The following is a 24,337-nucleotide window of genomic DNA, read 5'->3' as shown; positions in this document are numbered from 1 at the left end:
CCGGCGGCCGGCGGCTGGCCACCCCGGCCAGCCCTCGGACCCCTCACGACGCGTCGGGGCCGCCGGGGTGACCCGGCGGCCCCGACGGGACGGGGTGCGTCAGTGGATGACGACCGGCGTCCTCGTCTCCTCGCCCTGCGGGCCGTCGAGCGGACGCGGCTGCTCACGCCGGCGCGACAGGAACGCGGCCGGGATGAACGTGAGCACGACCAGCGCGAACGCCACCCAGAACGTGCTGGCGAACGACTGGGCCGCGAAGTCGAGGCCGCGTTCGATGAGCTGCGACGGGACGGGGAACTGCTGGAGCAGCTCCGGCTTCTGCTGGCTGGCGATCGCCAGCCCGGCCTCGGTGACCGGCTTGCCGGTGACCGGGTCCGTCGCGCCCGGGATCTCCCGGGAGCCGTTCAGCTCGTTGGTGAGGATCACCGACATCACCGCGGCGCCCACCGAGCCGCCGATCTGCTGGAGGATGTTGACCAGCGTCGAGCCGCGGGCCACGTCGTGGGCCTTCAACGTGCGCAGCGCCGACGTCATGATCGGCATCATCGTGCCGCCCATGCCCAGGCCCATGACGAACAGCGACCCGCACAGCAGCACGTACGACGTGTCCGGACCGACCTGGGTGAAGGAGAAGAACCCGAGGACGATGAGCGCCAGCGCGAACGGCACCGTACGCCCGACGGGAACCCGGTCGGCCAGCGTGCCGGCGAGCGGCATCGTGAGCATCGCGCCGATGCCCTGCGGCGCCATCAGCAGACCGGCCGTGAGCGTCGACTCACCGCGCACCTGCAGGAAGTAGCTCGGGAAGAGCAGCCCGGCGCCCATGAACGCGATGATGAAGACGAACAGCGTCACCGTGGCGATGGTCAGGTTGCGGTTGGCGAACAGCCGCAGGTCGAGCAGCGGGTGCCGGGGCCGGAACGAGTAGATGACGAAGCCCACCAGCAGCGCGGCGCCGACCAGCATGGGCCCCCACACCTCCGCGTCGGCGAAGGTGCCGGCGTCGGGCAGCGTGGAGACGCCGTAGAGGAACAGCGCCAGACCCGGCGAGAGCATCAGCATGCCGAGGAAGTCGAAGGACTCCGACGGCTCCGGCGCGTCCTTCGGGAGCGCCATCTGCGCGTAGACGAGCGCGACGACGCCGATCGGCAGGTTGATGAGGAAGATCCAGTGCCAGCTCGCCACGTCGATGAGCCAGCCGCCGAGGATCGGGCCACCGATCGGCCCGAGCAGCATCGGGATGCCGAGCACGGCCATCAGCCGGCCCATCCGCTTCGGGCCCGCGGCCCGCGTCATGATCGTCATGCCGATGGGCATCAGCATGCCGCCGCCGAGACCCTGCAGGACCCGGTAGAGGATCAGCTGGCCGATCGAGTCGGCCGTGGCGCACAGCCCGGACCCGATGGTGAACAGCGCCAGGGCCACCATGTAGAGGCGCTTCGTGCCGAACCGGTCGGCGGCCCATCCGGCGAGCGGGATCACGGTGGCCAGCGCCAACGTGTAGCCGGTCATCGTCCACGCGACCCGCGCGTAGGAGGCGTCGAAGTCGTTCTGGAACGTCGGCAGCGCGACGCTCACCACCGTCACGTCGAGGATCGACATGATCGCCCCGAGGACGACGACCCCCGCCACCTTGAGGACCGCGGCGTCCAGTTTCTCTGGGGCCGCGACAGCTTGCTGGGACACACAATCTCCTGAGATCGGTCTGGGCCGGACGTGAGCGGTGGGGGTGGTGCCGCGCCATGTCGCGGGGGCGGCGCGCGGAGGGCGAACGCTCGCACGAAGAGTAGCCGCCGGCACCGACAGGACGCCCCCGGATTTGCCCCTCCGACCCGTCCGGTCCGGGCGGCCTTCCGGCTGGATACGCCGACGTTCGTCCGGATTTCTCCACGCGGTTCGTGGCCCGCACGTCGGCTGTGACGTCAATCTGATCGTGACATCGCACACAGGCCGGGCGGCCTGGTCGCGCTCGGCGCGCCGCCCGAGGCGCCGGCCACCCGCCGCCTCGGCCACCACCGACCCCGCCCCGCCGGGCTCGCTCGCCGACGCGGGTGTCCGATGGGGCGCGACGGGTCCTAGGCTGGCCGACGCCACCACAGGGTGTGACGAGGGGAGACCGTTGTGAGCCAGACCGACGACACCGCGCGCGTCGAGGAGTGGAACGTCGCCGAGGACGACGGCGTCCTCGACGCGTCCGACACTCTCGACGGGGATCTGGTCACCGATCCCCTCGACACCGGCATCGCCGCGGCCGACCACTGGGCCGGGGCCGACCGGTACGGCACGACGCCCGCCGAGGAGCGGGCCGGGGAGTCCCTGGAGCAGCTGCTCGCCCAGGAGGAGCCCGACGTCGACCCGTACGCCGAGCCGACCGACGACGAGGACGAGCTGACCCGGCGGGGCTTCGAGCGGGAGCGGCGCGCCGGCCGCCTCGTGGCGTACGACGAGGGTCTCGGCGAGGACGAGGAGCCGGACTCGGTGGCCTGGGACGCCGGGATCGACGCCGGCGGCGCCAGCGCGGAGGAGGCCGCCGTGCACCTGGTCGACGACCCGAACGGCCCGGGCGACGGCCCGCTGCGGTAGATCGCGTACCGGGCGGGGCCGCCCGCAGCCGGTCGTCAGCCGGGCCGGCCCCGCTCACGGGGCGGGATCGGATCGTCGTACGCGCCGGAGGGCCCGGTGTGGCGCTCGCCGTCGAGGTAGGGGTACGGGTTGGCCCGGCACCCGTGCAGGCCGAGCGTCTGCTGCTGCATGACCGGCGCCAGCCGGCCCCGCCCGGGGCAGCGCTCGTGCCCGTGGCCGAGCCGGTGCCCCACCTCGTGGTTCACCATGTACTCCCGGTACGTGGCGAGGTTCGCGCCGTAGCGCGGCACCCCCTTCACCCAGCGCGCCACGTTGAGCACCACCCGGTCGCCGTTGCGGCAGGAGGTGTAGCCGTCCGGCACGTCCTGACACAGTTCGTCGCGCGTACCGGGGGTGGCCAGGTAGATGGTGAAGTCGGCCGGCTGGCCGGGGCCGACCCGGCGCAGCGTCAGTCTCCCGCCGGCGGTCCACCCCCGCGGGTCGGTGAGGATCCGGGTGATCTCGGCCGCGAAGTCGGGCACCGGCAGGCCCCGGATGTCGCGCTCCACCGCCACCCGGTAGCGCAGCAGCTCACCCGTACGGCGGCGGGCCGGTGACTCGGCCGCGGCGACCTGCCACCGGTTGCTCCCGTCGGCCGGGTAGCTCACGGCGACGAGCCGGGAGGGGGCCGGCGCCGGTGCGGACGCGGACACGGTCACGGGGTCGACGACGCCGGCTGCCTGGCCGGCCGCGGCGTCCCCGGCCGCCATCTGCCCGCAACCGGCGAGCAGCACAGCCGACAGTGCCGCCAGCGCCGGCCCGACGCCCCGAGCGCGCCGGCGCGTAGTCTTCCCGGTCATGCGTCTCCCTCCGCCGTGCGCCACCGGTCGGTGGCACGCAGCAGAAGAGACGCGTGGGTCCGCCGAAATGTTGATCATCCGCGGGCTCAACCTTCCGGCCCCGCCACCCGTCCTGTTCGTCGTGGAGTGCGGAGAGGGCGGGCATGGCGCGGGGTGACGCGGAGTTCGTCGAGTTCGCCCGGGCCGCCTCCGGCCGGTTGGTGCACGCGGCCTTCCTCATGACGGGCGACCACCACCGCGCCGAGGACGCCGCCCAGACGGCGCTGGCCCGTACGTACGCGTCGTGGTCGCGGATCCGCGAGAACGACGCCTACGGGTACGCCCGCTCGGTGCTCGTCAACCACCTCGTCGACGGCTGGCGGCGACCGATCCGCGAGTACCCGACGGAGGACGTCCCCGACCGGCACGGCGACGACGTGGCCGACGAGGTGGCCACCCGGCGCTGGTTGCTCGCCATCCTCGGCACGCTCAGTCCCCGCGAGCGCGCCATCGTCGTGCTGCGCTACTACTTCGACCTCCCGGAGGCCCAGGTGGCCCGCGAACTCGGCGTCTCGGTGGGGACGGTCAAGAGCACGAGTTCCCGCGCCCTGGAGAAGCTGCGCGGCGTCGAGGCCGCCGCGCCGGAGGGGACACGCCGGTGAACGAGGCGGATCGGCTCCGCGCCGCGATGCGGGTCGGCGAGCGGAGCGGACACGGCGTACTCGACCTGGACGCGGTGCTGCGCCAGGGTCGCCGCCTGCGTCGACGCCGCCGGCTCACCGGCGCGGGCGCCGCCGCGCTGGCGCTCGCGGTCGTGGTGGGCTTACCCGTCGCGGTGCGCTCGGCCGGTGCGCCGCAGCGGCCGGCGGCGCCCGCCGCCCAGCCGGCCGCCGGCGCGACCGGCCACCCGTCCGGCCCGACCGCCGGCCCCACCGCCACGGCCGCACCCACCCCCGTCGCCACGGACGCGGCACCGCCCGAGCCGCTGGGCGACGTGGTGCGCAGCGGGATCCGGTACGGCGCCGAGGAACGGGTCTTCTACGTCGTCCCCGTCGACGTACCGCACCTGCCGGGGGTGACGATCGGGCTGATGGCGGGTCGCCGGACCGCCGACGGCGGGCTGGCACCGGACTTCCTGGTCAACGACGTCGTGGGTGACGACCGCCGGGACGGGTTCCACGAGATCGGCTACGACCAGTCGGGGCCGCACCCCACCCGGCCCCTCGTGCCCACCTTCGGGTACTTCGTGGGACCGGCCGAGCGGATCGTCGGCACCGTCGACGGCCGCCAGGTGGCGGCCCGGCTGGTCCGGTGGAGCGAGGATCCGCGAGTGGTGATCTTCTGGTTCGACCCGGCGGTGCTGCCTCCCGGCGTACGGCTGGACGGCATCGCCGCCCACGACGCCCGCGGCCGGCGGCTCTGAGCGCCCACCGCTCCCCCGCCGGTAGGCTCGGCCGCGTGGGAGATCCGTTCCGGGTGCGCGTCACCGTCCGCGGTTACGAACTCGACACCCAGGGCCACCTCAACCAGGCCGTCTACCTCCAGTACGGCGAGCACGCCCGCTGGGAGTGCCTGCGCGCCGCCGGCATCTCGCAGGACCGCCTCCTCGCCACCGGCGTGGGACCGGTGGCCCTGGAGGTCACCCTGCGCTACCTGCGGGAGCTGCGCGGCGGCGACGAGGTCGACGTGTCCTGCGCGTTCCGGTGGGGCGAGGGCAAGACGTTCCACATCGACCAGGCGTACACCCGCGCGGACGGCACCCCGGTCGCGACCCTGACCGGCGTCGGCGGCCTGCTCGACCTCGCGGCCCGACGGCTGGTGCCCGACCCGCGGGAGCGGTTCCGCGCGCTGGCCACCGACCCGGGGCCGCTCAACCTCTGAGCCCCGGACGCCCCACCGCCGCCGGGAAGCGGGCGAAAATGCCCCGGTCCCGCCCGCGCCGTCGCTAGATTGGGCCGGTGGCCGAGACGGTGACGGTGGTCGACCGGGTGGTGACGAGCCGCGGTGAGCTGGTGCTCCGCCACAGCGCCGGGCACTTCGAGATCATCAGCAACGGCGTGTTCCTCATGGACACCCGCGCCGGCGGGTCGGAGCGGCTGCTCGTCCGTGAGGCGCTGAAGCTCGTGCCCGCCGGGGCCCGCATCCTCGTCGGCGGCCTGGGGGTGGGCTTCTCGCTGGCCGAGGCCGTGGCCTCCCCGGTGCCCGCGGAGATCGTGGTCGTGGAGATCGAAAAGACGCTCGTCGACTGGCACCGGGGCAGCCTGGCCGGCCACAGCGGGCACGCCCTCGACGACCCGCGCGTGCGGATCGTCACGGCCGACATCGTCACCTGGCTGCGGGCGACCCGTGAGGTCTTCGACGCCATCTGCCTGGACGTCGACAACGGTCCGGAGTGGACCGTGTTCCCGCCCAACGCCGAGCTGTACGACGACGCCGGCACCATGCTGCTGCGCGACCGTCTCACCGACGGGGGTGTGCTGGCCGCGTGGAGCGCCTCGGCGGCCCCGGCGTACGCGGCCCGGCTCGCGGCGCTGATCGGTCCGGTCGCCGTGCACGAGGTCGCGGTCCCGCGCGGCGAGCCGGACGTCGTCTACCTGGCCCGGCGCACCGCCGACGGGGTGCGCGGCGGCGACCGTGGTGACAGGGGGCGCGGCCGACGGTAGGTTCGCGGGCGGGACGTGGTCGATTCCCCCTCACCCCCCGGGAGAGCCCGTTGTTCGAGGAGTTCATGGGCATCCCCGCCCATCCTCTCGTCCTCCACGCCGCCGTCGTCCTCGTGCCGCTGCTGGCCCTGCTCAGCGTCGGGTACGCCGCCGTTCCCGCGATCCGGCCGCACACCCGCTGGGTGCTGGGGCTGCTCGCCCTCGGCGCGCCCGTCTCGGCCCTGCTCGCGAAGCTCTCCGGGGACGCGTTCCTGGCGCGGCTCACGTCGGCCAACCGGGTGAGCCCCGAGTACGTGCCGAAGCTGGAGGCCCACCAGCGGCTGGGCGACCTGACGCTGTACGCCACCATCGGGCTGGCCGTCGTGACGCTCGCCGTGGTGTGGTTCCTCGCCCCGGCGGGCCCCGGCGTGGCGCGGCCCCGGCCGGCACTGGCCTGGGCGTTGCGGGGTCTGTCGCTCGTGGCCGCCGGCGTGAGCCTCTACTACGTGGTCCGCACCGGCGACTCGGGCGCCAAGGCGGTGTGGACCGGCCTCTGAGCCGATCACCCCGGCATCCACGGCCATTTTTTCGTCCAGCGCAAATATTTACATGATCCTAACCAGCGTGCAGGCGGTACGGTCCTTACTACCGCGGCGCGCACGCGCCCCGACGCGCGCGCTGCCACCACCGGGACGCACCGTGCGCGGAGGACACGCATGAATCGATCGGATCGCACGTCACGGCGGAGACGCCGCATTCTCGGCGCCGCGGCCACCGCGGCGCTTCTCGTCGCCCTGGTGCCGGGCACGGCATCGGGCCAGGAGGCCGAACCGGACCCGCGGATCGGGCTCGGGGCGGGCTGGCTGGACGCGCAGAGCGCCATCAGCAACCTCGAACTGCTGGCGCACCGCGACAAGCCGGCGGGCTTCGTGAACCCGGCCAACCCGGGCGACTTCGGCTTCGTCGCCTCGGACCTGGCCTTCGGCGGCACCCACGCCTTCGTCGGCAACTACAACGGCTTCAACGTCTACGACATCTCGCAGCCGGCGAACCCGACGCTGGTCACCAGCGTGGTCTGCCCGGGTGGGCAGGGCGACGTGTCGGTACACGGCAACCTGCTCTTCATGTCGGTGGAGGAGACCCGGGGCCGGCTCGACTGCGGCACGAATCCCGCCGCCGGCACCCGCTTCCAGGGCGTACGCGTCTTCGACATCAGCGACGTGGCGAACCCGGTGCAGGTCGCCGCGGTGCAGACCTGCCGCGGCTCGCACACCCACACGCTGGTGACCGACCCCGACGACAGCGCGAACGTCTACGTGTACGTCTCGGGGACCGCGGGGGTCCGTCCGGCGAGCACGATGGCCGGCTGCAACAACACGCCCGCCTCCGGTGACAACCCGGCGCGGTGGCGCATCGACGTCATCAAGGTCCCGGTCGCCGCTCCCGAGCAGGCCGCGGTCGTGAACAACCCGCGCCTGTTCGCCGACCCGGCCACCGGCGCGGTCGACGGCCTCCAGAACACCCCGCCGGCGCCAACGCACCCGTCGGGCGGTTCGTGGAGCCCGTCGCCGGTCACCGACGCCTGCCACGACATCACCGCGTACCCCGCGCTCGGCCTGGCGGCCGGCGCCTGTGAGGGCAACGGCATCCTGATCGACATCTCGGACCCGGCGAACCCCGTCCGCATCGACGAGGTCTCCGACCCGAACTTCGCGTACTGGCACTCCGCGACGATCAGCAACGACGGCTCCAAGGTCGTCTTCACCGACGAGTGGGGCGGCGGCACGGGCCCCCGCTGCCGGACGACCGACCAGCCGCAGTGGGGCGCGAACGCGATCTTCGACATCGTGGACCGCAAGCTGAAGTTCGCCAGCTACTACAAGCTGCCGGTTCCGCAGACGCTCCAGGAGAACTGCGTCGCGCACAACGGGTCGCTGATCCCCGTGCCCGGCCGGGACATCCTGGTGCAGGCGTGGTACCAGGGCGGCATCTCCCTGATGGACTTCACCGACTCGGCCCACCCGCGGGAGATCGGCTACTTCGACCGCGGGCCGATCAGCGCCAGCACGAGCGTCCTCGGCGGCTTCTGGTCGGCGTACTGGTACAACGGCCAGATCTACGGCAGTGAGATCGCCCGTGGCTTCGACGTCCTCGGGTTGAAGCCCAGCAAGCACCTGACCGCGGCGGAGATCGCCGCGGCCCGCGAGGTGCAGATGCCGGAGTTCAACGCCCAGCACCAGACCCAGGTCAGCTGGGCGCCGAGCTTCGCGGTGGCCCGGGCCCGCTTCGACCAGCTGGCCCGCACCTGCACCACCACCGTCACGAACCGGCACCACGGGCCGCTGACGGTCTCGGGCGTCACCTGCCTGTCCGGGGCCACCGTCAACGGTCCGGTCACCGTGCGGCCCGGCGCGTCGCTGCTCGCCATCGACTCGTCGATCTCCGGCCCGGTGTCGGCGGCGAACGCCGAGGCCGTGCACCTCTACGAGAGCACGGTCCGCGGCCCGGTGAGCATCACCGGTACGCGGGGCAGCGCCGCCGTCGTGAAGAGCGAGATCCACGGGCCGGCGGTGCTGACCGGCACCCGCACCGGCGCCGTCGAGCCGATCGTGGCCGACAGCACCGTGCGCGGCCCGCTCGCCTGCACCGGCAACTCGCCGGCGCCGATCAACCTCGGCGCCGCCAACGAGGTGTCGGGGCCGGCCAGCGGCCAGTGCGCCAGCCTGGACTGACGTACGCCGCGACGCTTGGGGAAGGGCCGCGTCCTGCCGGGCAGGGCGCGGCCCTCACCGCTGCGGGCGGACGACACCGCGGTCAGCGGTCAGCGGTCAGCGGTCAGCGGGCGAGCCTGGCCTGCAGCTCGCGCATGCTGCGGATCTCGATGCCCTGGTCGGCGTTGACCTCGCGCGCGAAGCGGTCGCTGGCCGGTTCGAGACCCCCGCCGGCCGCATAGAGCTGCTGCACCATCGTGAGCGCGCCCTCGTGGTGACGGATCATGAAGTCGAGGAAGAGCCGGTCGAACTGCGCGCCGCGCGCCCGCTGGAGCTGCGCCATCTGCTCCGGGGTGAGCATGCCCGGCATGGTGGCGTCGTGCTCGGCGTGGTGGGTGTGCGGCCCGGGGATCTGCTCGCCGCGCTCGGTGAGCCACCGTTGCATCTGCGCGATCTCGTCCCGCTGGGACGTCTCGATCCGCTTGGCGAGCAGCGACACCTCCGAGCTGGCGGCGCGGTCGGCGACGAGCGCGGTCATGTCCAGCGCCTGCACGTGGTGGGCGATCATCCGCTGCATGAACTGGGTGTCGGCCGGGGTGTGCGCCGGCGGTGGCGGCAGCTGGGACTGCTCGGCCGGCGAGAGCGTACGGCCGGCCTGGCCCGGCGCGCCGGGCTGGACGACCCTGGGCGCGGACGTCGGCTCCGTCGACCCGTCGGCGGTGAGCTGGACGACGGCGAACGCCGACGCGCCGAGGGCGACGGTGGCGGCCACGACGGCGACGACGACACGGCGGCGGGACGAGAACACGATTCGATCACCGTAGCCGAAACGGACGCGCCGGACGAGGGCCGGACGGACGACCCGCCCGCCCTGACGCGGCCCCCGGGCGAGCGCTCCGCGACGCGCGTACGGTCACAAGTCCCATCCCGACAGTGACCGAGCAGCGGCGCGCGATGGTCGCTCGTGGCCCGTGCCCGATGAGTGGCCCGTCCCGCTCGTCCATCCGGCGGCTGCCGTCCGGACACCCCCAACCCATATCCTCCGACGGTCCACTCCCATCGGAGGCCACAGTTTGATGTCCAGGCGCGTGAACAGACGACCACTCGGCGTGCTCGGCGTGCTGCTCGCCACCAGCGCACTGACGCTGGCCAGCGGCACGGCCGCGCTCGCCGGTCCGGCGGCGACGAGTCCATTCATCAGTGAGATCCACTACGACAACGCCGGCACCGACACCGGCGAGGCGATCGAGATCCAGGCGCCGGCCGGTTACGACCTGACCGGCTGGCAGATCGTCCTCTACAACGGCGCGAACGGCGCCGCGTACAGCACCCGGACCCTCAACGGGGCCGTGCCGGCCGCCGGTGTCGTCGTCGAGGCGTACCCGACCGACGGCATCCAGAACGGGTCTCCGGACGCCGTGGCGCTCGTCGCGCCCGGCGGCGCCGTCGCCGAGTTCCTGAGCTACGAGGGGACGTTCACCGCGTCCGGTGGCCCGGCGAACGGGCGGACCAGCGTCGACATCGGCGTGGCCGAGACGTCCACCACGCCGGTCGGCCACTCGCTCCAGAAGATCGACGGCACCTGGCGGGATGCGGCCCCGCACAGCTTCGGCAGCCCGAACAGCGACTCCGGCGGCGGCGACCCCGACCCGGCCCCGGGCTGCACGGTCACCGTCGACCACACGATCGCCCAGGTCCAGGGCACCGGCGACAGCACCCCGCTGGCCGGCACGCGGGTCACCGTCGAGGGCGTGGTGACCGCCGACCACCGCAGCGGCGGCTACAACGGCATCTACGTGCAGTCCGCCGGCAGCGGTGGGGACCGGCCGGTCGCTGCCGGCACCGCCTCGGACGGCATCTTCGTCTACCTGACGACCAACACCGCCAACCACCCCTCGGTCGCCATCGGTGACCGGGTGCGCGTGAGCGGCACGCCCAGCGAGTACAACGGGCTCACCCAGGTCACCATCGGCGCCAAGGCCGACGTGCAGGTCTGTGAGCACGACGCCCCACTGCCCGCGCCGGTCGCGCTGAGCCTGCCGCTGGACGACGCGGCCCGCGAGTCGGTCGAGTCGATGCTGGTGGCCCCGGTCGGCGCGTACACCGTCTCCGAGGTCTACAACACCAACCGGTACGGCGAGGTCGTGCTCGCCGCCGGCGACCGTCCGGCGGCCAACCCGACCGACGTCGCCCGCCCCGGCTCCGACGAGGCCCGGCAGGTGGCGGCGGCGAACGAGCGCGGCCGCATCCTCGTCGACGACGGCAGGACGACGAACCTGTCCAGCGCCGGGCTGCTGCCGCCGTACCTGTCGAAGACCAGCCCGCTGCGGGTCGGCGACTCGGTGGAGGCGTTCGGGCCGTCGGTGCTGTCGTACGGCTTCGACGAGTGGCGGTTCCAGCCGACCCTGCCGGTCAGCGCCGACACCGCCCCGCCCGCCCGGACCACCTTCAAGTCCACCAACCCGCGCACCCCCGCCCCGGTGGACGTCGGCGGCGACGTGCGGGTGGCCAGCTTCAACGTGCTGAACTACTTCGTCCACTTCGGCGGCGACGCCCGCGGTGCGGCCGACGAGGCCGCGCTGGGCCGGCAGGAGGCGAAGATCGTCTCGGCCATCAGCGCGCTCGGTGCCGACGTCGTGACGCTGGAGGAGATCGAGAACTCGGTCCGCTTCAACCCGGACGACCCGCAGCAGGCGCTGAAGCGGCTGGTCGCCGCCCTGAACGCCAAGGACGGCGCGGGTACCTGGGACTACGTCCGCACCCCGGCCGAGCTGCCCGCACCGGCGCAGCAGGACGTCATCACCACGGCGATCATCTTCAAGCCCGCCACGGTGCAGCCCAAGGGGCCGTCGCGCTCGGTGAACGACGAGACCGTGTGGTCCAACGCCCGTGAGCCGATCGCCCAGACCTTCACCGCGGGCAGGGTGTCCTTCGTCGTGGTCGCCAACCACCTCAAGTCCAAGAGCGGCACCGGCACCGGCGACAACGCCGACACCGGCGACGGTCAGGGCTCGTGGAACGGCGACCGGGTCCGGCAGGCCCGTGCCCTGGCCGCGTTCGTCGACCAGGTGAAGGCCGACAGCGGCACCGAGGACGTGCTGCTGCTGGGCGACTTCAACGCCTACACCCACGAGGACCCGATGCAGGTCCTCTACGACAAGCAGTACAAGGACCTGAACGACACCGGCAAGGCGACGTACGTCTTCGGCGGCGAGTCGGGCTCGCTCGACCACGCTCTCGCCTCGCCGTCCCTGGCGAGCCGGGTGACCGGCGTCGACGTGTGGCAGATCAACGCTGTCGAGTCGTACGCCTTCCAGTACGACGGGCTCGCCGCCTTCTACGAGCCGACGCCGTACCGGGCCAGCGACCACAACCCGATCGTGGTGGGGATCAGCACCGACGCGAAGCCGGTCGACCTCCAGTTGCTGACCGTCAACGACTTCCACGGCCGGCTGGAGTCCCCGGCCACCGTCGACAACCAGCCCGTGGGCGGCGCGGCCCAGCTCGCCGGGCTGGTCGACCAGTTGCGCGCGCAGAACCCGAACACCGCGTTCGTCTCCGCCGGTGACAACATCGGGGCGTCCACGTTCATCTCGGCGATCGACGGGGACAACCCCACGATCGACGCGTTGAACCGGATCGGCGTGGCCGCCTCGGCGGTCGGCAACCACGAGTTCGACAAGGGCATCGCCGACCTCACCGGCCGCGTGTCCGACCGCGCCGACTTCCCGTACCTGGGCGCCAACGTCTACCGGGGCGACACCCGCGTGCTGCCGGCGTACTCGGTCAGCACGGTGGGCGGCGTCGCGGTGGGCTTCGTCGGCGTGGTGACCAAGCAGACCGCGTCGCTGGTCAGCCCGGACGGCATCGTCGGCATCACCTTCCGCGACCCGGTCGCCGAGGCCAACCTGGTCGCCGGCCAGCTCAAGGACGGCAACCCGGCCAACGGCGAGGCCGACGTGGTGGTGCTGCTCGCGCACGAGGGCGCCGCGACGGAGCACATCGACTCCGCCGAGGCGCTGGCCGCCGACCCGGTCTTCGGCCCGTTCACCCGGGTCGACGCCACCATCGACGCGATCGTCAGCGGTCACACCCACCAGCCGTACGCCTTCGAGCTGCCGATCCCCGGCACGGACCGGCTGCGTCCGGTGGTGCAGGCCGAGGACTACGGCAAGCGGCTGGGCAAGGTGACGCTGACCTTCGACCCGGACGCCGGCCGGGTCACGGCCGCGGACGCGGCGCTGGTCGACGTGGTGGGCGCGCCGCAGGACCCGGCGGTGGCCGACATCGTGGCCGCCGCGAAGGTCAAGGCCGCCGAGCTGGGCAAGCAGCAGCTCGGGTCGATCACCGCGGACATCAGGCGGGCCTACACCGACGGCAACGAGGACCGGGGCAAGGAGTCGGTGCTCGGCAACTTCATCGCCGACGTGCAGCTCGCCGGCACCCGGGACGCGGGCCGCGGCGGCGCGCAGATCGCGTTCATGAACCCGGGTGGGCTGCGTGCGGACCTGCTGTACCGCACGGACGGCACGGTGACGTACGCCGACGCCTTCGCCGTCCAGCCCTTCGCCAACGACGTGGTCACCAAGAGCTACACCGGCGCCCAGATCAAGCAGGTGCTGGAGGAGCAGTGGCAGCCCGACGGCGCGTCCCGGCCGGTGCTGTGGCTGGGTGTCTCGAAGGGGTTCACCTACACCTACGACCCGGAGGCGCCGAAGGGCTCGCGGATCACGTCGATGAAGCTGGACGGGACGCCCATCGACCCGGCCGCCACCTACCGGGTCACGGTGAACTCGTTCCTCGCCGCCGGTGGTGACAACTTCGCCACCCTCGGCGACGGCACGGACCCGGCGACGACCGGCGACAACGACCTCACCATGCTGGTGAGCTACTTCGCCGCGAACTCGCCGGTCACCGCCGACACGCAGCCCCGGTCGGCCGTGGGGCGGCCCGGCCCGCAGTGCACCACGACGATCACCGGCCGCCACACCAAGCCGCTGGTCGTCACGGCGGGCCTGACCTGCCTGGAGAACGCCACGATCGCCGGCCCCGTGACGGTCGCTCCGGGCGCCTCGCTGGTGGCGACCGGCGGCGCCGTCAACGGCCCGATCTCGGCGGTCCGCCCGGTGCTCTTCGCGCTCGACGGCACGACGGTGGCCGGTCCGGTGACCGTCTCCGGCGCGACCGGCGGGCTGACGATCAGCGAGGGCAGGGTGAACGGTCCGGTGTCGGTCACCGCCAACAGCGGTGGGGTGCGGATCGACTCGGTCGTGGTCGGCGGACCGGTGACCGTGACCGGCAACTCCGGCAGCCAGCCGGTGGTCGTCGCGGCGAACACCGTCAGCGGGCCGCTGCACTGCTCCGGCAACGACCCGGCCCCGGTGAACGAGGGCCGGCACAACACGGTGAAGGGCCCGGCCACGGGCCAGTGCGCCCGGCTCTGACCGGTCGCTGATCCTCCCGTCCGCGGCCGGAACCGGTCGCGGACGGGAGGACTCCCACCGCCCGGGAGGCGGGGATGCCTCGGGCGGTCGCGCACCCGCGCCGGCACGATCCCCGATAGCCTCGGCCGCATGGTCCTCGACCCCGCCCGGGCAGCCCGGTGACGCCCCACCGCCCGCCCGCCACGGTGGTGCTCACCGGAGCGACGAGCGGGATCGGCGCGGCGGCGGCCCGGCGGCTCGCCGGGTCGGCCGGGCGACTGCTCGTCCACGGGCGCGAGGACGAACCGGAGATCCGGCCGCTGCTCGACCAGCTCCGCGCCGCCGGCCCCGCGGAGATCGTCTACGCCCGGGCGGACTTCGATCGCCTCGACGACGTCGTGGACCTGGCCGACCGCGTGGCGGACGTCACCGACCGGGTCGACATCCTGGTCAACAACGCCGGCCGCCCCGGCGCGCCGCGACGCCGGACCAGCGAGGACGGCTACGAGGCGACCCTGCAGACCAACTACCTCGCGGCCGTGCTGCTCACCGAGCGCCTCCTGCCCCTCCTGCCGCCGTCGGGGCGCGTCGTGCACGTGTCCTCGGCCACCCACCTCTCCGCCACCTTCGACCTCGACGACCCGCAGCTGCGCCGCGCGTACGCGCCGACCACCGCGTACGCCCGCTCGAAGCTGGCCCTGGTCGCCCACGCCGTGCGGCAGGCCGCGCATTACCGGCCCGCGATCGTGGCCGTCCACCCCGGCGTCATCAGCACCCCGCTGCTGCACGCGATGTTCGCCATCGGCGGGGACTCCCCGTCCCACGGCGGCGCGAACGTGGTCGAGGCCGCCCTGCGGGCCGACGTGCCCAGCGGCGCGTACCTGGACGAACGGCGGATCGCCGACCCGGCGCCGCAGGTCCGCGACGCCACCTTCCGGGACGGCCTGCACCGGCTCACGATGTCGTTGCTGGCGCCCTGGCTCGGCTGATCCGACGCCCGTCCGCCCCCGTCGATCACCGGGCGCACGCCGGACCGGCCCGCTCGCCGGCCGGGTGATGATCGGCGGTCGGGTAGAGTCGACTCCGGTGTGCCGGGAAGTCTGGTCGGCGGTCAGATCACCGACCCCGCCCGGAGGACTCCCCATGGCGATGCCGCCTGCCAACCGCACACCCCACCTGTTGAGCCGCGGCAGCTGGCCCGAGGTCCGCCGGATCGGCGACATCCTCCGTACGGAGACCGTCGGCGGGATGCTCCTGCTGGCCGCCGCCGTACTCGCCCTCGTCTGGGCGAATTCGCCCTGGTCCGGGGCGTACGAGCGGCTCGGTGACCTCCGGCTCGGCCCGGCCGGCCTCCACCTGGACCTCTCGCTGGCGCAGTGGGCGGCCGACGGCCTGCTGGCCGTCTTCTTCTTCGTGGCCGGGCTCGAGTTGAAGCGCGAGTTCGTGGCCGGTGACCTGCGGGAGCCCCGGCGGGCGATGCTGCCGGTGGCCGCCGCGCTCGGCGGCATGACGCTGCCGGCCGTGATCTACACGGCGTTCAACGCCCCTGCCGGCGGCGACGCGCTGGCGGGCTGGGCGATCCCGACCGCCACCGACATCGCGTTCGCCCTCGCGGTGCTCGGGGTGATCAACACGCACCTGCCCGCCGCGATGCGGACGTTCCTGCTGACGCTCGCCGTCGTCGACGACCTCCTGGCGATCGTGATCATCGCGGTGTTCTACACCAGCTCGCTGCACTTCGGGCCGCTGCTGCTGGCGCTGCTGCCGTTGGCGCTGTTCGGCCTGCTGGTGCAGCGGCGGGTGCGCTCGTGGTGGCTCCTGCTGCCGCTGGCCGCCGTGACGTGGGCCCTCGTGCACGCCTCCGGCGTACACGCCACGGTGGCCGGGGTGGCGCTCGCCTTCACCGTGCCCGTGCTGCGCCGCAAGCCGGGGCCGGGCCCCGGGCTCGCCGAGCACTTCGAGCACCGGTTCCGGCCCCTGTCGGCGGGGGTCGCGGTGCCGGTCTTCGCGTTCTTCGCCGCCGGGGTCTCGCTCGCCGGCGCGGGCGGCCTCGGCGCGGCCCTCACCGACTCGGTCGCCCTCGGGGTGGTCGTCGGGCTCGTCGTCGGCAAGGCCGTCGGCGTCTTCGGCGCCACCTGGCTGGTGCAGCGTTTCAGCCGGGCCCGCCTCGCCGAGGGCATCGACTGGTGGGACGTGTTCGGCCTCGCGCTCCTGGCGGGCATCGGCTTCACGGTGTCGCTGCTGATCGGCGAACTGGCCTTCGGCGCCGGCAGCGAGCGCGACGACCACACCAAGCTCGGCGTCCTCGTCGGCTCGCTGCTCTCGGCCCTGCTCGCCACCGTCGTCCTGCGCGCCCGCAACCGCCACTACCGCCGCCTGCGCGAGATCGAGGAGCGCGACAGCGACGCCGACGGCGTGCCGGACGTCTTCCAGGGCGAGCAGGCGGACCGCGCCTAGCGGCGGTCAGCCACGTGCCCGCCGGCCGGTGCCCGCCGGGGAACGCCCGGCCGGCACCGTGGTGTGATCGCACCGGTCCGGGTTACGACCGCGTGCCCGGCCCCCGCGCCAGCCTGTGACACCTCCGGCGCGCCCGCGCCCCGGGGTCAGGTCGTCAGCAGCACGCCGGCGTACGACACACCGGCGACGACACCCCACGCGCTGAGCCCGAGGAGGGCCGCCCGGCCTCCGGTGCGGGCCAGCGTGGGCAGGTGCACGGCGCTGCCGAGCCCGAACAGCGCCGCGGCGAGCAGGATCTCCTGCGCGTGCGCGGCACCGTCGAGCACGGTCCCGGGCAGCCAGCCGGTGCTGCGCAGCCCGATCATGGCGAGGAACCCGAGGACGAACAGCGGCACCGGCGACGGCTTCCGCCCGGCGACGCCCCGCGTCCCGGCGCGCCGCCCGAGGCCGAGCGCCACGACGGCGACCAGCGGGGCGAGCAGTGCCACCCGCATGAGCTTCACGAGGACGGCGTCGCCGAGAGCGGCCGGGCCGGCGGTCTGCGCGGCCGCGACGACCTGCCCGACGTCGTGCACGCTCGCCCCGACCCAGCGTCCGAACTGCGCGTCGTCGAGCCCCAACGGCTGGTGCAGCAGGGGGAGCACGGCGATGGCGAGGGTGCCGCAGAGCGTGACGAGGGCGACGGACGAGGCGGCGTCCTCCTCGTCGCTGCCGGTCGCCGCGCTGACCGCCCCGATCGCCGAGGCGCCGCAGATGGCGTAGCCGGCCGCGATGAGGAGGGGCTGGTCGCCGGGCAGGCCGATGCGGCGGCCCAGCCACCACGTGCCGGCGAACGTCGCGGCGACCACCGCGACCACCATGAGCGCCGACGGCCAGCCGAGATCGCGTACGTCCTGCACGCTGAGCTTCAACCCCAGCAGCACGACGCCCAGCCGCATCAGTCGCCGGCCGGCGAGGCTGAGCCCGGGCCGGGCCGCGCCGCGCACCCGGTCCCGGAGGCCCGGAAGGTGGGCGGCCGCGATCCCGAGCACGATGGCGGCGGTCAGCGCCGGCACGGCGGGCAGCGCCCGGTGCACCGCGAAGGCGACGGCCGTCCCGGCGGCCGCCGCCACGAGCCCCGGCAGCAGGCGCCGACCGGCGTCCGCGGACCGTCGTACGCGGCCACTCCGGCCGCCGTGCGCGGTGCCGCCGCCGTGGGCCGCGCCGTCCCCGCGGGCCGCCACCGGGGCGGGGTCGAGCGCGCTCGTCCTGGTCAGCGCCATGCCCGGCGTCCCCGCCGCGGTCACCGCTCCTCGGTCCGGTGGTCGTACACCCGGCGGACGCTCGACCCGAGGCGCGAGATGTCGGCACCGTAGATGTGCAGGGACACGGCGGTGCCGTCGCCGCCGTTCCACACCCGGTGGATGTCACCGGGCGGGGCGAAGCCGCACACCTCGCCCTGCCGGTTCACGACGTCCTGCGTCGCGACGAGCCGGGCGGCGACCCCGTCCGACACCAGCCGGTAGCGGCGCTCGTGCTCCTCGCCCTGGTGCACCCCCGTGACGCACCAGGCGACGTGGTCGTGGATGGCCGTGCGCTGGCCGGGGAGCCAGACGAGGGCCACGATCGAGAACCCGCCGTCGGGCTCGGCGTGCAGGATGTGCTGGCGGTAGTGGTCCGGGTCACCCTCGCACTGCCGCGCGGTGAGCAGGTCGGGCGCGCCGAGGTGCGGGGCGAGCCGCTCCCCCACCAGGTACGCCGTGAGGTCCGGCGGCAGACCACGGTCCACCACGTCGCGTACCTCCTCGACCAGGCGGGCGAGGCGGGCGGTGACCGTGGTGACGACGGGAGCGGCGGCCGGTGTGCTCATGACGACCAGCCTCGCCGCTCTGATCCATCACGTCCAACAACAGTTTCTTACATGATCCCAAGAGCTGCTTATGGATCACGCGGCGAGGCCGCTCAGCGGGCGTCGGCCCGCCGCCCGGCCACCGACGCCAGGGCCTCCAGCACCCGGGCCGTCGCGGGGATGCGCAGGTGCTCCCGCAGGACGTACGCCGACACCTGCCGCCGTGAGGCGGGCGCCAGCGGGCGGCCCCGGACCTTGTCCCGGCGCAGGAAGGACAGGGTGAGCCCGGGCATCATGGCGACGCCGAGGCCCTGCGCGACGAGCGCCTGCACCGCGAGGTTGTCGTCGGTGGTGAACACGATGTCGGGCGTGAACCCGAGTTGGGCGCACTCGTGCAGGAAGTTGGTGCGGCAGCGCAGGCAGCCGGCGATCCACCGCTCCTCGGCGAGGTCGGCGAGCTGGACGGCGCGGCGGCGGGTCATCGGGTGCCCGACGGGCAGCAGGACGGTGAGCTGGTCCTCCAGCAGCGGAATCTCCACCAGTTCCTCCGGCACCTCCTCGCGCAGGCCGGGGTAGGTGAAGGCGAGCGTCACGTCGCTCTCGCCCTGCACGACGCGGCGCAGCGAGTCGGGGGGCTCGTCCTCGAGCAGTTCGACCCGGATGCCGGGATGCTCGACGGCGAGCAGGGCCATGGCCTCGGGCACCAGGGTGGCGTTCGCGCTGGGGAACGCGCACACCCGCACCCGGCCGGTGCGCAGCCGTGCGATGGCGGCCATCTGCTCGCGGGCCACGGACATGCTGCCGAGGATGGTCTCGGTGTGGCGGGCGAGGGTCTCCCCCGCCTCGGTGAGCCGCAGCCGCCGGCCCACCCGCGTGAACAACGGCGTGCCGACCTCGCGCTCCAGCGCCTTCATCTGCTGGGTGATCGCCGGCTGGGTGTAGCCCAGGGCCTGCGCCGCCGCCGAGTACGACCGGGTCCGGACGACCTCGTGAAACGTCCGGATATGGCGCGAATCGAACACCGTCGGATCATAGGTCGCCGGCCCGCCGACAGCCCACGGTCGGTGACCAGGCTCCCACCGCGACGGCACCGGCGGCCGGCTGCACGGACTGCGCCACGGCGGCCCGGCTCGACGGACCGCGGCCCGGGTCGACGGACCGGCGGCCCGGATGGCTCAGGCCGGGTCCGGCGCGAGGAGGCCGCGCAGCAGGCCGCCCAGAGCACGGTCGAAGAGGTCGGTGGCCGGCGGTGCGGCGGGCGGCTGGGTGAGCGCCGCCACCAGGTGCGGGTAGGGCGTGAGGTCGAGGCCGGCGAAGGGGGACGCCCCGCCGGCCGTCCGCTGGCGGGCGAACAGGACGGCGATCCCGTTCATCATGGCGATGGCCTCGAACTTGGCGGTCGGTGGCGCCGGCAGCGGTGCCATGACCCCGAGGCAGGCGTCGAAGAACGCGAGCGTCTCGGGGCCGATGGCGGACGCGCGCTGGTTCAGTTCGGACAGCCACGGGTGGCGCTCGTGCAGCGCCCGTTGCGCGCGGGCCATCCGCAGCAGCGTGTCGAGCCAGTGGCCGTCCGGCTCCGGGTACGGGCGCAGTTCGGCCGCGACCCGGTCGGCCATCAGGTCGAGCAGGTCGTCACGGGACGAGAGGTAGCGGTAGAGGGAGGCGGCTCCGGTCTCCAGCCGCGCGGCGACCGCCCGCATCGACACCGCGGCCAGCCCGTCGGCGTCCGCGATGGCGATCGCCGCCGCCACGATGTCGTCCCGGCTGTGGGCCGGCGCCGGCCCTCGGCTTCCGCGTACGGGTCGTTGCCAGACCGATTCCCGGCGGCCGGGTGGTGCGTCGCTCACCGATTCACTGTAAACTGCAAACGTCGTTCGCAGTTTCGGCGCACGGGAAGGTGGAGCAGCCATGGAACGAGTCACCGCCCCGGACGGCGCGAAGATCGTGCTCCACTCCACCGGCACCGGCCCCGGAGTGGTCGTCGTGCACGGCGGCGGGATCACCATCGAGCCGTACCGGAGGTTGGCGAACGCCCTCGCCGACCGGTTCACCGTGCACATGTACAACCGGCGTGGCCGGGCGGACGCGCCCGCCCGCCGCGCGCCGTACACCATCGAGGACGAGATCGCCGACCTCGCCGCCGTGCTCGCGCACACCGGGGCACGCGCCGTCGTCGGGCACAGCTCGGGCGGACTGATCGCGCTGCGCGCCGCGCTCACGCTGCCGATCGCGCGCCTCGTGCTCTACGACGCGGCCGTCTCCGTCGACGGCGCCCGGTGGTACGACGTCGTCACCCCGGCCCGGGCCGCGCTGCGCGCCGGTCACACCGCGCGGGCCCTCGCGATCGTCGGCGCCGCGCTCAACCCGCAGCTGCCCACGTCACGGCTGCCGCTCGTCGTGCAGACCGCCATCTGCCGGCTGTTCCTGCGCACCCCCATCGGACGGGAGATGGGCGACCTGCTCGACATCACGCTCGACGAGACCGCCCAGGTCATCGCGCACCACGGCCCACCCGAGCAGTACGCGGGCACCACCGCCGACGTGCTCTTCGCCTACGGGCAGGCCGGCCCGCCGTACTACCCGACGATCGCGGCGGCCCTGGCGCCCGCCGTGCCACGGATGCGGGTACTGCCCGTGCCCCGCTGCGGCCACGACGGCATCAACCGGGCGCCCGCCCAGCTGGTCGGACCCGTCGCGGACTTCCTCGCCCCGGCGCCGTGACGGTCCGCCCGCACCGGAGGGAGCGCACGGGGGCTCCCTCCGGTGCGTGGTCGGATCAGTCGGTGAAGCGGAAGTACGCGCGGTGCTGGAAGCCGGTGTCGAGGGTCAGTACGAACTCGCGGCAGGTGCCGGCCCAGGCGGGGTCGGTCTTCCACGGGTAGTTGTACTGGCCGTTGGCGTTGACCGACATCCGGGAACCACCCGGATTCACCGCGGCCACCGGCGTGGGCCGCGGCGTGATCGACCCGTCCGGGTTCACCGTCCGCAGCGTGTCGCAGTCCACCAGCCGCGAGTACGGCGAACCCGCCGCCAGGATGTCCAGACCCCGGTTCGTGGCGAGCTTGAACTTCATCGGCACGGCGTCACCGGCCGCGACGGTGTTCAGCTCCGGCTGGGCGGCCCGGTCGAGGAAGTCGCCCCGGCACGACGGGTGCGTGTCGAACGCCTCGCTGTTGTCGTCCCGGCCCGTGGTGCCCTGCACCGCGCTGTAACCCAGACCCCGCCGAGCGAACGACGCCCACAACGTGCAGGCGTTCTCCCCACCCGTGAGCGCCGCGTCAGCCGCGATGATCGCATCCCGCCCGGTCACGAAGCCCGGACCACAACCCTGCATCTTCAACCCGTCGATCACGAGCTGGAGAGCGAGATTGTTGCCGCCCGTGTCCCATCCCTCGTAGACGTTCGGGTTGAACCCGTGCCGGTCCACGAGGTCCCAGGTCATGTCCCACAGCACGGCCGCCCAGCCGTGGCCGATGCCGTGCGGCGCGGCGAGCGACGTACCGTCGAGCCAACCGCCGGTCTTGATGCTGTCGTACGTGAACGGCTGGATCTCCATGTTCCGGGAGTACGGCCGCGGGCGGATGCCGCCACCCACCCGGCTGTCCTGGAACAGCGCGTACTGGCCGTAGCCGCGGGCCTGCTCGGGATCGTCGATGGCGGGGTTGAGCAGCGCGGTGATCGCGAAGAAGTCGCTCCAGCCCTCGCCCATCTGCTCCTGCCCCGTGAGGCAGTTGACCGTCGGGCCGCCGGTCAGCCGGTTGGAGACGCCGTGGCCGTACTCGTGGAAGATCGTCTCCGACCGGAACGAGGCGTCGCGCATCGCCGGGCGGGCCAGGTTGCGGTGCACCCGGCCGGTGGCCGGCAGACCGGCCTTGATGCTGGTCCCGTCCGCCTGGCTCACCATGACCGCCGGGATGCCGACCGCGGGGTTCATGGATCCGCTCATGACGACCGGTGCGCCCGCGGCGTTGTTGACGACCACCACCGCGCTGGCGCCGGCGGCCTCGGCGTTGACCACCTGGGTGTGGTAGTTGCAGGCGCTGCTCCGGTCGACTACGGCGATCGCCCCGGCCGGCAGGCTGTAGGCGGTGCAGCCGTCGCTGCCGTTCCCCACACCGTCGTCGGCGAGCACCAGCTGGCCCGCGAACCCGGCGCTGGTCGGCGCGGGGGTGAAGCGGGCGTACTCGGCCTCGTACGTGCCGGCGGCGGAGCCCCCGTCGACCGTCACGGCGTTCGGCAGCCCGAACTGGTTGCCCGGCCAGAGGAACATCTGCATGCGCGGACGACCGCCGTCGACGGCCGGGGTGGAGAAGTTGGCGTTGTTCTGGCCGGAGCCGTCGTGCGCCTCGCACTGCACGTCGTCGCCGCCGGCACCGCCCCGACCGTAGTTGTTGACCTGGAAGTTGCCCGACGCCTCGTCGAAGCCGTACCGGTAGGTCAGGTCGTGGACGATGTTGCACCAGTAGAACTGGTTCACCACGGCGGCCTGCGTGTAGGTCTGCGGGTGCTCGTTCAGGTCCGCCGGGAAGTTGAAGGTGAGGGTGGCTCCCCCGTCGGCCGGGCTGCCCGGGTCGATCTGGTTGTTGGCGTCCCGGTCGGTGTAGGCGTGCGCGTTGTTGCCCCGGGTGGTGGTGTACTCGGCGCCGGGGCTGCCGTCGGTGTCGTGCCAGCCGTACGGCGACGCCGTCCCGTCGGCCGGGTTCGTCACGAGGCTCTGCGGGCCGTCGTTCGGGTCGCCCTTCGGGAACTCGAAGACGCGGTAGCTCGACCCGTCCTCGGCCGGGTCGGGCGGGCGGACCGCCGTCATCGGCACGGCGGCCGCGGCGGCGGTCGTGCTGGGCGCCTCCCGTCGGCCCAGCGTGGCGGCCAGGTCGTTCGGGCTGTCCTGGTGGGTCCAGTCGTCGGCGTTCAGCAGCTTCCCGGTCTCGGCGTCCACCGTGGCGTTCCACAGGTGCACGTCGGAGGAGTCGTCGATCACCAACTGCCAGGCCGGACGCAGGCCCTTGTCCGTCGGCTGCCAGCCCAGCTTCGCCGGGATCGGCTGCTCGGAGATGCCGCTGCCGGACACCACGGTCCGCTGGGCGGCCCCACCGGCACGGCTCATCACGCGCGGGGCGACCGGGTCGGCGAGGTCCAGCGCGTCCGCGGCCGCCTTGACCGCGTCCACCGCGTCCAGCGACGTGCTCGCGCCGGCCGTTCCGGCCAGGCCCGGCACCAGGGTGTCGCCGACGAAGACGACGCTGCCGTCCCGGGCGACACTGACCGTGGCCGTGGCGCCGAACACCTCCCGCTCCCCGTGCCGCTGCGTGAGGTTCACGTGCGTCACGCCGGAGTGCCGGCTCGTGTAGCTCGACGCCACCACCAGGTCCGTCAGGTCCGCGGCACCCACGCCGTACCGCTCCGGGTGCGCCCGTAGGTACCGCATGGCGATCTCGGTTGGCGAGCCCTCGTTCGGGCCGGTGAGGAACGCCGACGTACCCGGCCCGGCCGGGTCGGGCTCGGCCCAGGCGGGACTGCCGGTGGTCGTCGTCACCGACGCCACCAGGACCGTGGACAAGGCGAGCGCCACCCGGCGTCGACCACGGCGAGGACGGGGAGATAGGGGCACCGCTGCTCCCTTCACAGGATGGACAGGACCGCACAGGGGCGGTGCCTCACGACCACAGCCCGCCACCCGCGTCCGCCGGGGGCGGTCACGTTCGGCGATCGGGCCGGTACGACATGAAGCGCATCGGACGCTACGGCGCGGCCGGCCACCGATCATCCGACGAGTGGCGAAACATTTCGATGGCTGGTCCTACGCGTGTCGCGGCGGTCGTACGGTCGCGGCCACCTTGGTGGCCCGCGTCCGGTGCGCGCACGAGCACCTCCCGAT

Annotated in this window: 18 protein-coding genes and 1 pseudogene; 11 read left to right on the top strand and 8 right to left on the bottom strand. The window is 73.6% G+C overall.

Features of this window, described 5'->3' with window-relative positions:
* Positions 1-99 precede the first annotated feature (99 nt).
* Complete coding sequence (locus OG994_RS05070; protein ID WP_328852362.1) at positions 100-1,686, bottom strand: DHA2 family efflux MFS transporter permease subunit; 1,587 nt, start codon at positions 1,684-1,686, stop codon at positions 100-102.
* Positions 1,687-2,121: 435 nt separating this feature from the next.
* Between OG994_RS05070 and OG994_RS05065 the strand changes: the two genes are divergently transcribed.
* Positions 2,122-2,583 (top strand): DUF5709 domain-containing protein, encoded by a 462-nt coding sequence (locus tag OG994_RS05065; protein WP_120326437.1) that lies wholly within the window; start codon positions 2,122-2,124, stop codon positions 2,581-2,583.
* A gap of 35 nt (positions 2,584-2,618) precedes the next feature.
* On the opposite strand, the gene OG994_RS05060 is transcribed toward OG994_RS05065, so the two are convergent.
* The gene (locus OG994_RS05060; protein WP_328852361.1) at positions 2,619-3,422 is read right to left on the bottom strand and encodes a DUF3152 domain-containing protein; all 804 of its coding nucleotides are present in this window, start codon (positions 3,420-3,422) and stop codon (positions 2,619-2,621) included.
* Between the two features lie 143 nt (positions 3,423-3,565).
* On the opposite strand from OG994_RS05060, the gene OG994_RS05055 reads away from it, so the two are divergent.
* From OG994_RS05055 to OG994_RS05030, 6 genes and pseudogenes are all read left to right on the top strand, one after another.
* Entirely contained in the window at positions 3,566-4,063 is a 498-nt protein-coding gene (locus OG994_RS05055; RefSeq protein WP_120326439.1) for a SigE family RNA polymerase sigma factor, read from the top strand.
* Entirely contained in the window at positions 4,060-4,824 is a 765-nt protein-coding gene (locus OG994_RS05050) for a hypothetical protein (RefSeq protein ID WP_328852360.1), read from the top strand. The genes OG994_RS05055 and OG994_RS05050 overlap by 4 nt, the downstream gene beginning before the upstream one ends.
* 35 nt (positions 4,825-4,859) lie before the next feature.
* A complete protein-coding gene (locus OG994_RS05045; protein WP_120326441.1) occupies positions 4,860-5,282 on the top strand; it encodes an acyl-CoA thioesterase in 423 nt (140 codons plus the stop codon).
* A gap of 68 nt (positions 5,283-5,350) precedes the next feature.
* Positions 5,351-6,064, top strand: coding sequence for a spermine/spermidine synthase domain-containing protein (locus tag OG994_RS05040; protein ID WP_407942597.1), 714 nt, complete (start codon positions 5,351-5,353; stop codon positions 6,062-6,064).
* Between the two features lie 50 nt (positions 6,065-6,114).
* Positions 6,115-6,600 (top strand): DUF2231 domain-containing protein, encoded by a 486-nt coding sequence (locus tag OG994_RS05035; protein ID WP_120326442.1) that lies wholly within the window; start codon positions 6,115-6,117, stop codon positions 6,598-6,600.
* Positions 6,601-6,759: 159 nt separating this feature from the next.
* Positions 6,760-8,283 (top strand): annotated as a pseudogene (locus OG994_RS05030) (LVIVD repeat-containing protein); the annotation flags it as partial.
* Between the two features lie 595 nt (positions 8,284-8,878).
* Here OG994_RS05030 and OG994_RS05025 read toward each other — a convergent pair.
* Positions 8,879-9,562, bottom strand: a complete 684-nt coding sequence (locus OG994_RS05025; RefSeq protein ID WP_328852358.1) for a DUF305 domain-containing protein — start codon at positions 9,560-9,562, stop codon at positions 8,879-8,881.
* A gap of 280 nt (positions 9,563-9,842) precedes the next feature.
* Between OG994_RS05025 and OG994_RS05020 the strand changes: the two genes are divergently transcribed.
* The 3 genes from OG994_RS05020 to nhaA all read left to right on the top strand — a co-directional run bounded on the left by OG994_RS05020 (position 9,843) and on the right by nhaA (position 16,634).
* Positions 9,843-14,198 carry an ExeM/NucH family extracellular endonuclease gene (locus tag OG994_RS05020; protein ID WP_328852357.1) on the top strand — a complete coding sequence of 1,452 codons (4,356 nt, stop codon included), beginning with the start codon at positions 9,843-9,845 and terminating at the stop codon, positions 14,196-14,198.
* Positions 14,199-14,356: 158 nt separating this feature from the next.
* On the top strand, positions 14,357-15,166 hold the full coding sequence (locus OG994_RS05015; RefSeq protein ID WP_328852356.1) for an SDR family NAD(P)-dependent oxidoreductase: 810 nt from the start codon (positions 14,357-14,359) through the stop codon (positions 15,164-15,166).
* Between the two features lie 160 nt (positions 15,167-15,326).
* The gene (gene nhaA, locus OG994_RS05010; protein WP_328853663.1) at positions 15,327-16,634 is read left to right on the top strand and encodes a Na+/H+ antiporter NhaA; all 1,308 of its coding nucleotides are present in this window, start codon (positions 15,327-15,329) and stop codon (positions 16,632-16,634) included.
* A gap of 146 nt (positions 16,635-16,780) precedes the next feature.
* Here nhaA and OG994_RS05005 read toward each other — a convergent pair whose 3' ends face one another.
* The 4 genes from OG994_RS05005 to OG994_RS04990 all read right to left on the bottom strand — a co-directional run bounded on the left by OG994_RS05005 (position 16,781) and on the right by OG994_RS04990 (position 20,309).
* A complete protein-coding gene (locus OG994_RS05005) occupies positions 16,781-17,896 on the bottom strand; it encodes a YeiH family protein (RefSeq protein WP_328852355.1) in 1,116 nt (371 codons plus the stop codon).
* A gap of 20 nt (positions 17,897-17,916) precedes the next feature.
* Positions 17,917-18,483 carry a cysteine dioxygenase family protein gene (locus OG994_RS05000; protein WP_120326447.1) on the bottom strand — a complete coding sequence of 189 codons (567 nt, stop codon included), beginning with the start codon at positions 18,481-18,483 and terminating at the stop codon, positions 17,917-17,919.
* Positions 18,484-18,575: 92 nt separating this feature from the next.
* On the bottom strand, positions 18,576-19,484 hold the full coding sequence (locus OG994_RS04995; protein WP_120326448.1) for a LysR family transcriptional regulator: 909 nt from the start codon (positions 19,482-19,484) through the stop codon (positions 18,576-18,578).
* Positions 19,485-19,637: 153 nt separating this feature from the next.
* Complete coding sequence (locus tag OG994_RS04990) at positions 19,638-20,309, bottom strand: TetR/AcrR family transcriptional regulator (RefSeq protein ID WP_328852354.1); 672 nt, start codon at positions 20,307-20,309, stop codon at positions 19,638-19,640.
* A 61-nt stretch (positions 20,310-20,370) separates the two neighbouring features.
* Here OG994_RS04990 and OG994_RS04985 point away from each other — a divergent pair, with 61 nt between their 5' ends.
* On the top strand, positions 20,371-21,183 hold the full coding sequence (locus OG994_RS04985) for an alpha/beta fold hydrolase (protein ID WP_328852353.1): 813 nt from the start codon (positions 20,371-20,373) through the stop codon (positions 21,181-21,183).
* A 55-nt stretch (positions 21,184-21,238) separates the two neighbouring features.
* On the opposite strand, the gene OG994_RS04980 is transcribed toward OG994_RS04985, so the two are convergent.
* Entirely contained in the window at positions 21,239-23,995 is a 2,757-nt protein-coding gene (locus OG994_RS04980) for a M36 family metallopeptidase (RefSeq protein WP_328852352.1), read from the bottom strand.
* Positions 23,996-24,337 lie beyond the last annotated feature (342 nt).

Source organism: Micromonospora globbae, from assembly GCF_036184225.1.
GTDB lineage: Bacteria > Actinomycetota > Actinomycetes > Mycobacteriales > Micromonosporaceae > Micromonospora > Micromonospora globbae.
The sequence above is the reverse complement of the archived record's forward strand: the minus strand, read 5'-3'. Positions and strand labels throughout refer to the sequence as shown.

What these genes read in the sequence shown, in the direction of transcription:
- OG994_RS05060 (WP_328852361.1), bottom strand. Translation starts at nt 3,422, where the DNA reads ATGACCGGGAAGACTACGCGCCGGCGCGCTCGGGGCGTCGGGCCGGCG.
- OG994_RS05055 (WP_120326439.1), top strand. Translation starts at nt 3,566, where the DNA reads ATGGCGCGGGGTGACGCGGAGTTCGTCGAGTTCGCCCGGGCCGCCTCC.
- nhaA (WP_328853663.1), top strand. Translation starts at nt 15,327, where the DNA reads ATGCCGCCTGCCAACCGCACACCCCACCTGTTGAGCCGCGGCAGCTGG.
- OG994_RS05005 (WP_328852355.1), bottom strand. Translation starts at nt 17,896, where the DNA reads ATGGCGCTGACCAGGACGAGCGCGCTCGACCCCGCCCCGGTGGCGGCC.
- OG994_RS05000 (WP_120326447.1), bottom strand. Translation starts at nt 18,483, where the DNA reads ATGAGCACACCGGCCGCCGCTCCCGTCGTCACCACGGTCACCGCCCGC.
- OG994_RS04985 (WP_328852353.1), top strand. Translation starts at nt 20,371, where the DNA reads ATGGAACGAGTCACCGCCCCGGACGGCGCGAAGATCGTGCTCCACTCC.